Consider the following 9,832-nt stretch of genomic DNA (forward strand, 5'->3'; position numbering starts at 1 on the left):
GCGGCCCCACAGACCTCACCCACCCCCTCCGCCCCATCGGCGCCGACCCCGCCCTCCTCCGCGTCGGCAACGCCTCCGGCTTCTACGGCGACCGCTTCGACGCGCTGCGCGAGATGCTCACCGGCGGGCCGCTGGACGTGCTGACCGGGGACTATCTCGCCGAGCTGACCATGCTGATCCTCGGCCGGGACCGGCTGAAGGACCCCACCCGCGGCTACGCCAGGACCTTTCTGCGGCAGTTGGAGGACGGGCTCGGGCTGGCCGTCGAGCGCGGGGTGCGGATCGTCGCCAACGCGGGCGGACTGAATCCGGCCGGACTCGCCGAGGCCGTACGGGAGTTGGCGGACAAGGCCGGGGTGCCGGTCTCCGTGGCGCATGTGGAGGGCGATGACCTGCTGGCCCGCGGGGGGTGGGGCGAGGGGGTGCTGACCGCCAACGCCTACCTGGGCGGCGGGGGCATCGCCGCCTGTCTGCGGGCCGGTGCCGATGTGGTGGTGACCGGGCGGGTCACCGATGCCGCGCTGGTCAGCGGCGCGGCCCAGGCGCACTTCGGCTGGCGGCCGGAGGATCTGGACCAGCTGGCCGGTGCGGTGGCCGCCGGGCACGTCCTGGAATGCGGAACCCAGGCCACCGGCGGCAACTACTCCTTCTTCGACGCCCACGACCTGCTGCGTCCCGGCTTCCCGCTCGCCGAGATCGCCGCCGACGGCAGCTCGGTGATCACCAAGCACCCGGGCACCGGCGGCGCGGTGACCACCGGCACGGTCACCGCCCAGCTGCTGTACGAGACGGCCGGGGCCCGCTACCCCGGGCCGGACGTGACGGCGCGGCTGGACACCGTACGGCTGACCCAGGAGGCGCCGGACCGGGTCCGGATCGACGGAGTACGCGGTGAGGCGCCGCCGCCGGACCTCAAGGCCGGGCTGACCCGCCTCGGCGGCTGGCGCAACGAGGTCACCTTCGTACTGACCGGGCTGGACGTACCGGCCAAGGCCGCGCTGGTCCGCCGGCAGATGGAGGCGGCCCTCGACGCCGCGGAGCGCCGCCCGGCCGAGGTGCGCTGGACGCTGGCCCGCACCGACCGGGATGACGCGGCGGTCCAGGAGGAGGCGAGCGCACTGCTGCGCCTCGTGGTGCGGGACCCCGACCAGGACGCGGTGGGGCGGGCGGTCAGCGGCGCCGCCGTCGAACTGGCGCTGGCCAGCTACCCCGGCTTCCATGTCACCGCACCGCCCGGCAAGGGCACCCCCTACGGGGTCTTCGAGGCGGCGCCGGTCGCCGCGGCCGAGGTACCGCACCTCGCCGTGCTGCCGGACGGCATCCGTATCGGCATCCAACCGGCGCCCGAAGCAAGGGAGTTGACGCGACTTCCCGATCCGCCGCTGCCCGAGCCGCTGCCCGCCGGGGCCACCCGGCGCGGGCCGCTCGGCCGGGTCGCCGGAGCCCGCAGCGGCGACAAGGGCGGCTCGGCGAACGTCGGGGTGTGGGCCCGCAGCGAGCCGGCCTGGCGCTGGCTGGCGCACGAGCTGACCGTCGAGCGCTTCCGGCAACTGCTCCCCGAAACCGCGGACCTGCCGGTCGACCGCCACGTACTGCCGAATCTGCGGGCGCTCAACTTCGTCGTCGACGGGCTGCTCGGCGAGGGCGTCGCCGCGCAGGCCCGGTTCGATCCCCAGGCCAAGGCCGTGGGGGAGTGGCTGCGTTCGCGGCACATGGACCTACCGGAGGTGTTGTGGTGACCGTGCTCGGAACCGGGCTCGACCCGTCGGGCGCCGAGTACGCGGAGCGTCGTACGGCGATGCTCGCGAAGCTGGCGGAGATCGAGACCGAACACGCCAAGGCGACCGCGGGCGGCGGTGAGAAGTACGTCGCCCGGCACCGCAAGCGCGGCAAACTGCTGGCCCGGGAGCGGATCGAGCTGCTCGTCGACCCGGACACCCCGTTTTTGGAGCTGTCGCCGCTGGCGGCCTGGGGCAGCGACTATCAGGTCGGCGCCTCGCTGGTCACCGGCATCGGCACGGTCGCGGGCGTGGAGTGCCTGATCACCGCCAACGACGCGACGGTGCGCGGCGGCGCCAGCAACCCCTGGTCGCTGAAGAAGGCGCTGCGGGCCAACGAGATCGCCTTCGCCAACCGCCTCCCGGTGATCTCGCTCGTCGAGTCCGGCGGCGCCGACCTGCCCAGCCAGAAGGAGATCTTCATCCCGGGCGGGGCGCTGTTCAAGGACCTCACCCGGCTGTCCGCGGCCGGTATCCCGACCGTCGCCGTGGTCTTCGGCAACTCGACCGCGGGCGGCGCGTACGTCCCGGGGATGTCCGACCACGTCATCATGGTCAAGGAGCGCGCGAAGGTGTTCCTGGGCGGTCCGCCGCTGGTGAAGATGGCCACCGGTGAGGAGAGCGACGACGAGTCGCTGGGCGGCGCCGAGATGCACGCCCGCACCTCCGGGCTCGCCGACCACTTCGCGGTGGACGAACCGGACGCGCTGCGCCAGGCCCGGCGGGTGGTCGCCCGCCTCAACCACCGCAAACCACAGCCCGATCCGGGCCCGGCGACGCCCCCGAAGTACGACGAGGAAGAGCTGCTGGGCATCGTCCCCGGTGACCTCAAGGCGCCGTTCGACCCCCGCGAGGTCATCGCCCGGCTCGTGGACGGCTCGGACTTCGACGAGTTCAAACCGCTGTACGGGACGAGCCTGACCACCGGCTGGGCCGAGCTGCACGGCTACCCGGTCGGCATCCTCGCCAACGCGCAGGGCGTTCTCTTCAGCGCGGAGTCCCAGAAGGCCGCGCAATTCATCCAGCTGGCGAACCAGCGCGACATCCCCCTCCTCTTCCTCCACAACACCACCGGCTACATGGTCGGCAAGGAGTACGAGCAGGGCGGCATCATCAAACACGGCGCGATGATGATCAACGCGGTGTCGAACTCGAAGGTCCCGCACCTCTCCGTCCTCATGGGCGCCTCCTACGGCGCCGGCCACTACGGCATGTGCGGCCGCGCCTTCGACCCCCGCTTCCTGTTCGCCTGGCCGAGCGCCAAATCGGCCGTCATGGGACCCCAGCAGCTGGCCGGGGTGCTCTCGATCGTCGCCCGGGCCTCGGCCGCCGCCAAGGGACAGCCGTACGACGACGAGGCCGATGCCGGGCTGCGCGCGATGGTCGAGCAGCAGATCGAGTCGGAGTCGCTGCCGATGTTCCTGTCCGGGCGGCTCTACGACGACGGCGTCATCGACCCCCGCGACACCCGCACCGTCCTCGGCCTGTGCCTGTCCGCCCTCCACAACGCCCCGGTCGAGGGCGCACGGGGCGGCTTCGGCGTCTTCCGGATGTGAGGCAGAAGTGATCCGTTCCCTCCTCGTCGCCAACCGCGGCGAAATAGCCCGGCGGGTCTTCCGCACGTGCCGCGAACTGGGCATCTCCACCGTCGCCGTGCACTCGGACGCGGACGCCGGCGCCCCGCACGTCCGGGAGGCCGACACCGCCGTACGGCTCCCGGGCGACGCCCCGGCCGACACCTATCTGCGCGCCGACCTGCTGGTACGGGCCGCCCTGGCGGCCGGCGCCGACGCGGTCCACCCCGGCTACGGCTTTCTCTCCGAGAACGCCGGCTTCGCCACGGCGGTGACCGACGCCGGCCTGACCTGGATCGGCCCGCCACCGGCCGCCATCGAGGCAATGGCCTCCAAGACACGCGCCAAGGAGCTGATGGACCGGGCCGGGGTGCCGCTGCTGGCCCCCGTCGACCCCGGCCAGGTCACCGCGGCCGAACTGCCGCTGCTGGTGAAGGCCGCGGCGGGCGGCGGCGGCCGCGGTATGCGCATCGTCACCGCACCGGAAGCGCTGGAAGGCGAGTTGAAGGCCGCGGCGGCGGAGGCGGCGGCGGCCTTCGGTGACGGCGAGGTGTTCGTCGAGCCCTACGTCGTCGGCGGACGCCATGTCGAGGTGCAGATCCTCGCCGACGGGCACGGGACGGTCTGGACCCTCGGCACCCGCGACTGCTCCCTCCAGCGCCGCCACCAGAAGGTCATCGAGGAGGCCCCGGCCCCCGGACTGTCCGTGGAACTGCGCTCCACCCTCCATCAGGCCGCGGAGCGGGCCGCCCGCGCCATCGACTACCGCGGCGCGGGCACCGTCGAGTTCCTCGTCGACCGCACCGGACGGGCGTACTTCCTGGAGATGAACACCCGCCTCCAGGTCGAACACCCGGTCACCGAGGCCGTACACCGCCTCGACCTGGTCGCCCTCCAGCTGAGCATCGCCGAGGGCCGCCCCCTGGACGCCGTACCGCCGCCGCCCCACGGGCACGCCGTCGAGGCGCGGCTCTACGCCGAGGACCCGGCGGCCGGCTGGCAGCCGCAGACCGGCACCCTGCACCGGCTGGCGCTGCCCGACGGCGTCCGGCTGGACTCCGGCGTCACCGACGGCGACACCATCGGCGTCCACTACGACCCGATGCTGGCCAAGGTCATCGCCTGGGCACCGACCCGGGACGAGGCCGTACGGAAGCTGGCCGGCGCCCTGGAGCGGGCCCGTATCCACGGCCCGGTCACCAACCGCGACCTGCTCGTCCGCTCCCTGCGCCACCCGGAGTTCACCGCCCCCGCCGCCCTGGACACCGGCTTCTACGACCGCCACCTCGCCGAACTGACCCGCAGCGACGCCGACGGCGCACCGGTCTTCGCGCTCGCCGCCGCCCTCGCCGACGCCCACGGCCGCTCCCGCTTCGGCGGTTTCCGCAACGTCCCCTCCGGCCCCCAGACCAAGACCTACGCCTGCGGCGACACCGAGCACACCATTCGCTACCGCCTGGGCCGGGAGGGCCTGCACGCCGACGACTTCCCCGGCATCAGGCTCCTCGCCCACGGCCCGGACGAGGTCGTGCTCGAAGTCGACGGACTACGACGCCCGTTCACGGTCACCCGCCACGGCGACCGGGTCCATGTCGACTCCCCACCACTGCCGGGCGGCGCCACCGCCCCCAGCGCGTACACCTTCACCGCACTGCCCCGCTTCCCCGACCCCACCGCCCGTACGGAACCCGGCTCCCTGCTGGCGCCGATGCCCGGCACGGTCGTCCGGATCGCCCCGGGCCTCACCGAGGGCGACCGCGTCGAGGCCGGCCGCCCCCTGCTGTGGCTGGAGGCCATGAAGATGGAACACAAGATCACCGCCCCCACCGCCGGCACCCTCACCACCCTCCCCGTCGAGCCCGGCCAACAGGTCGAAGTAGGCACCCTCCTGGCCGTCGTCACGGACTGACCACGACGCACCCGGGTCTTGCCCCTCACCGGAGGCCCCGACACCGCCCGCCCCACACACCCGGGCCCCACCCCCACTCACCCCTCACCGCCGAAGGCGGGAGACGGCGCCGCACCCGGCAACGCAACGGGACCCGCAACCGCAAGCGCGAACGCAACCGCACCCGCCACCGGAACCGACGACCCCGAGGAGACCCCCATGGGAACCCCGACGATCGAATCCGAGGAACACCGCGCCCTCCGCAAAGCCGTCGCTGCCCTGGGCAACCGCTACGGCCGGGAATACTTCGCCCGCGTAGTGGCGGAGGGCACCCCCACCGACGAACTCTGGAGGGAGGCCGCCCAGCTCGGCTACCTCGGCGTCAACCTCCCCACGGAGTACGGCGGCGGAGGCGGCGGCATCGTCGAACTGGCCCTCGTGCTGGAGGAGCTGGGCGCCGCCGGCTGCCCGCTGCTGATGCTGGTCGTCTCGCCCGCCATCTGCGGCACGGTCATCGCCCGCTTCGGCACCGAGGACCAGAAGCGGGCCTGGCTCCCGGGCCTCGCCGACGGCACCCGCAAGATGGCCTTCGGCATCACCGAACCGGACGCCGGCTCCAACTCGCACCGCATCACGACCACCGCCCGTCGTGACGGCACGGACTGGGTCCTCAACGGCCGCAAGGTGTTCATCTCGGGCGTCGACATCGCCGACGCCACCCTCATCGTCGGCCGCACCGAGGACGCCCGGACCGGCCGCCTCAAGCCGTGCCTGTTCATCGTGCCGCGCGACACCCCCGGCTTCGGCCGCAGCCCGATCGCGATGGAACTCTCCGCCCCGGAGAAGCAGTTCGAACTGACCCTGGACGACGTACGGCTGCCCGCCGAGGCGCTGGTCGGCGACGAGGACGCCGGACTCCTCCAGCTCTTCGCCGGCCTCAACCCGGAGCGGATCATGACCGCCGCCTTCGCCCTCGGCATGGGCCGCCACGCCCTCGGCCGGGCCGTCGACTACGCCCGTACCCGCCAGGTGTGGCAGCAGCCGATCGGCGCCCACCAGGCCCTCGCCCACCCGCTCGCCCAGGCCCATATCGAACTGGAGCTGGCCCGGCTGATGACGCAGAAGGCCGCCCACCTCTACGACGCGGGCGACGACCTGGCCGCGGGCGAGGCCGCCAACATGGCCAAGTACGCGGCGGCCGAGGCCGCGGTGCACGCCGTCGACCAGGCCGTCCACACCCTCGGCGGCAACGGCCTCACAAAGGAGTACGGTCTCGCCTCGATGATCACCGCCGCCCGGGTGGCGAGGGTCGCGCCGGTCAGCCGCGAAATGATCCTCAACTTTGTCTCGCACCAGTCCCTGGGGCTGCCCAAGTCGTACTGAGGACGGGATGCTGACCGAGCCGGCCGGGCGGCCCGTCCCGGCCGGCGGGGCGGCGCCGCACCCGCCGCACCCCCGCCGAAGGGAAGGCCCAGGCATGGTGTTCCACGTGTTCCACAGCGAGTACGCCGACGTCACCCCCGTAGAGCTGCCGATCCACGAGGCCGTCCTCGGGCGGGCGGCGGACCACGGCGACCGGCCCGCGCTGATCGACGGCCTCGACGGCACCACCATCGGCTACGCCGAACTGGACCGCCTCAGCCGCCGGATCGCGGCCGCCCTGGCGGCGTCCGGCGTCCGCAAGGGCGATGTGCTGGCCCTGCACAGCCCGAACACCGTGCTCTTCCCGGTCGTGTTCTACGCCGCCTCCCGCTGCGGGGCGGCGGTCACCACCGTCCATCCGCTGGCCACCGAGGGCGAGTTCACCCAGCAGCTCCGGGACTCCGGGGCCCGCTGGATCGTGACCGTGTCGGCGCTGCTGGACACCGCCCGCGCTGCCGCCCGGCGGACCGGCCGGATCGCCGAGATCCTGGTCTGCGACAGCGCACCCGGCCACCGCTCCGTCAGAGACCTGGCCGCCTGCACCGACCCGGAACCGTCCGTCACCCTCGACCCGTCCCACGACCTGGCCGCACTGCCCTACTCCTCCGGCACCACCGGCAGCCCCAAGGGCGTGATGCTCACCCACCGCAGCATCGCCACCAACCTCGCCCAGCTCGCCCCGCTGATCTCCAACGGCCCCGACGACCGGGTACTGGCCGTGCTGCCGTTCTTCCACATCTACGGGCTGACCGCGCTGATGAACGCCCCGCTGCGCAACGGCGCCACCGTCGTCGTCCTGCCCCGTTTCGACCTGCGGCAGTTCCTCGCCACCATCGAGCAGCACCGCATCACCGCCGTCTACATCGCACCCCCGATCGTGCTCGCCCTCGCCAAACACCCCCTGGTCGCCGACTACGACCTCTCCTCCCTGCGCTACCTGGTCTCCGCCGCGGCACCCCTGGACGCCGACCTGGCCGCGGCCTGTTCCCGCCGTCTCGGCCTGCCGCCCGTACTCCAGGGGTACGGCATGACCGAACTCTCGCCCGGCACCCACTGCGTCCCCCTCGACGCGCCCAACCCGCCGCCCGGCGCCGTCGGCAAGCTGCTCCCCAACACCGAGATGCGTCTGGTGTCCCTGGAGACCGGCGAGGACGTGGGCCCGGGGGCGACCGGCGAGATCCTCATCCGCGGCCCCCAGGTCATGAAGGGCTATCTGGGACGGCCCGCCGAGACCGACGCGATGATCGACCCCGACGGCTGGCTGCACACCGGAGATGTCGGCCGGACCGACGGCGACGGCTGGCTCCATGTCGTCGACCGCGTCAAGGAGTTGATCAAATACAAGGGTTTCCAGGTCGCCCCCGCCGACCTCGAAGCGCTGCTGCTCGGCCATGACGCGATCGCCGACGCCGCGGTCATCGGCGTCCTGGACGAGGACGGCAACGAGGTGCCCAAGGCGTTCGTGGTGCGGCAGCGGGGGGCCCGGCTGAGCGAGGACGAGGTGATCGCGTACGTTGCCGAACGGGTCGCCCCGTACAAGAAGGTGCGCCGCGTGGAATTCCTGGCCGGCGTGCCGCGCGCCACCACCGGAAAGATCCTGCGGCGCGAACTGCGCGCCAGGGAAAGGAGCTCGACGCCCCGATGACCGACGCCTCCATCACCGACGCACCCGCCACACCCCTGGTCCCGCGCTCCCACGAACGCGGCATCACCACCCTCACCCTGGACTCCCCGCACAACCGCAACGCCCTCTCCACCCGTCTGGTGGCCGAACTCCACCAGGCACTCACGGACGCCGCGGCCGACGACGACACCCGCGCCGTCGTCCTCACCCACACCGGCGGCACGTTCTGCGCCGGCGCGGACCTCACCGAGGCCACCGCGGGCACCGCGAAGGACGGCCCGCTGGGCCTGGCCCGTCTGCTGCGCGCGATCGTGGAGCTGCCCAAACCGGTCGTCGCCCGGGTCACCGGACACGTCCGGGCCGGCGGTCTGGGCCTGCTCGGCGCCTGCGACATCTCCGCGGCCGGCCCGGACGCCACCTTCGCCTTCACCGAGGCCCGCCTCGGCCTCGCCCCCGCCGTCATCTCCCTGCCGCTGCTGCCGCGCCTGGACCCCCGGGCGGCCGGCCGCTACTACCTCACCGGCGAGAAGTTCGGCGCGGCGGAGGCTGCCCGGATCGGCCTGGTCACCCTCGCCGCCGACGACGTCGACACCGGCCTCGCGCCCGTACTGGACGGCCTGCGCAAGGGCTCCCCCCAGGGCCTGGCCGAATCGAAGCAGCTGGTCACCGCCCCGGTGCTGGCCGCCTTCGACCGCGACACCGAGGCGCTCGCCGAACAGTCCGCCCGGCTCTTCGGCTCCGCCGAGGCCCGCGAGGGCATGACCGCCTTCCTGGAGCGACGGGCCCCCGCATGGGCGCGCTGACCCCCGCCCGCGGGCCCAAGCAGCCCCAGCAGGAACGCAGCCGGGCCACCCGCCTCAAACTGCTGGAGGCCGCCGTCTCCTGCCTGGCGGAACGCGGCTGGAGCGGCAGCACGGTCTCCGTGGTCGCCGAACGGGCCGGCGTCTCCCGGGGCGCCGCCCAGCACCACTTCCGCACCCGCGAGGACCTCTTCACGGCCGCCGTCGAACATGTCGCGGAAAAGCGCCAAACCGCCGTCAAGGCCGTCGCCGGCAACCTGCCGCCGGCCGGCTCCGTCGCCCGCACCCGCATCGTCGTCCAGGAACTCGTCGGCCTCTACACGGGCCCGCTCTTCCGCGCCGCGCTCCACCTGTGGGTGGCCGCCTCCGACGAGGAGCAACTCCGCGATCGGGTCACCGCCCTGGAGTCCCGCGTCGGCCGCGAGGCGCATCGCACGGCGGTGGCGCTCCTGGAGGCCGACGAAACGGTGCCCGGCGTCCGGGAGACGGTCCAGGGACTTCTGGACATGGCCCGTGGGCTGGGCCTCGCGAACCTGCTGACCGACGATTCGGCCCGGCGGGCGCGGGTGGTCGAGGAGTGGGCCCGCATCATCGACTCCCAGCTCTCCCGGTAGCTGCCCAGGCTGCGCTTTGCTGGCAGCCCACGTTTTTGGCTTTTCCGCCGTGGTGGTTGCTCGCCGTTTGTGGCCCGCTTCGCGGTGCCCTCGCCGTGTCGCCTGCGGCGGGCGGGGGTCCGCTGCGCGGGG

Annotated in this window: 7 protein-coding genes; all 7 read left to right on the top strand. The window is 73.3% G+C overall.

All coding sequences use genetic code 11. The features are described 5' to 3' along the window. The first annotated feature begins 35 nt into the window (after positions 1 to 35). Entirely contained in the window at positions 36 to 1,739 is a 1,704-nt protein-coding gene (locus ACFW5B_RS30145; RefSeq protein WP_386446450.1) for an acyclic terpene utilization AtuA family protein, read from the top strand. Then, on the top strand, positions 1,736 to 3,334 hold the full coding sequence (locus ACFW5B_RS30150) for an acyl-CoA carboxylase subunit beta (RefSeq protein ID WP_386446431.1): 1,599 nt from the start codon (positions 1,736 to 1,738) through the stop codon (positions 3,332 to 3,334). The genes ACFW5B_RS30145 and ACFW5B_RS30150 overlap by 4 nt, the downstream gene beginning before the upstream one ends. A 7-nt stretch (positions 3,335 to 3,341) precedes the next feature. Further along, complete coding sequence (locus ACFW5B_RS30155) at positions 3,342 to 5,261, top strand: biotin carboxylase N-terminal domain-containing protein (RefSeq protein WP_386446434.1); 1,920 nt, start codon at positions 3,342 to 3,344, stop codon at positions 5,259 to 5,261. Between the two features lie 198 nt (positions 5,262 to 5,459). After that, positions 5,460 to 6,623: an acyl-CoA dehydrogenase family protein gene (locus tag ACFW5B_RS30160; RefSeq protein ID WP_386446436.1), complete on the top strand. Its 1,164-nt coding sequence runs from the start codon at positions 5,460 to 5,462 to the stop codon at positions 6,621 to 6,623. Positions 6,624 to 6,717: 94 nt separating this feature from the next. Next, a complete protein-coding gene (locus tag ACFW5B_RS30165) occupies positions 6,718 to 8,307 on the top strand; it encodes a 4-coumarate--CoA ligase family protein (RefSeq protein ID WP_386446439.1) in 1,590 nt (529 codons plus the stop codon). Beyond that, positions 8,304 to 9,089: an enoyl-CoA hydratase family protein gene (locus ACFW5B_RS30170; RefSeq protein WP_386446441.1), complete on the top strand. Its 786-nt coding sequence runs from the start codon at positions 8,304 to 8,306 to the stop codon at positions 9,087 to 9,089. Before ACFW5B_RS30165 ends, ACFW5B_RS30170 begins: the two co-directional genes overlap by 4 nt. Then, positions 9,077 to 9,700, top strand: a complete 624-nt coding sequence (locus ACFW5B_RS30175; RefSeq protein ID WP_386446444.1) for a TetR/AcrR family transcriptional regulator — start codon at positions 9,077 to 9,079, stop codon at positions 9,698 to 9,700. Before ACFW5B_RS30170 ends, ACFW5B_RS30175 begins: the two co-directional genes overlap by 13 nt. Positions 9,701 to 9,832: the final 132 nt, after the last annotated feature.

The organism is Streptomyces sp. NPDC058773 (assembly GCF_042746015.1).
In the GTDB taxonomy this organism is placed as follows: domain Bacteria; phylum Actinomycetota; class Actinomycetes; order Streptomycetales; family Streptomycetaceae; genus Streptomyces.

Bases quoted from the DNA above. Each gene is read 5' to 3' on its own strand.
- ACFW5B_RS30175 (WP_386446444.1), top strand. From the start codon at position 9,077: ATGGGCGCGCTGACCCCCGCCCGCGGGCCCAAGCAGCCCCAGCAGGAA.
- ACFW5B_RS30160 (WP_386446436.1), top strand. From the start codon at position 5,460: ATGGGAACCCCGACGATCGAATCCGAGGAACACCGCGCCCTCCGCAAA.
- ACFW5B_RS30170 (WP_386446441.1), top strand. From the start codon at position 8,304: ATGACCGACGCCTCCATCACCGACGCACCCGCCACACCCCTGGTCCCG.
- ACFW5B_RS30165 (WP_386446439.1), top strand. From the start codon at position 6,718: ATGGTGTTCCACGTGTTCCACAGCGAGTACGCCGACGTCACCCCCGTA.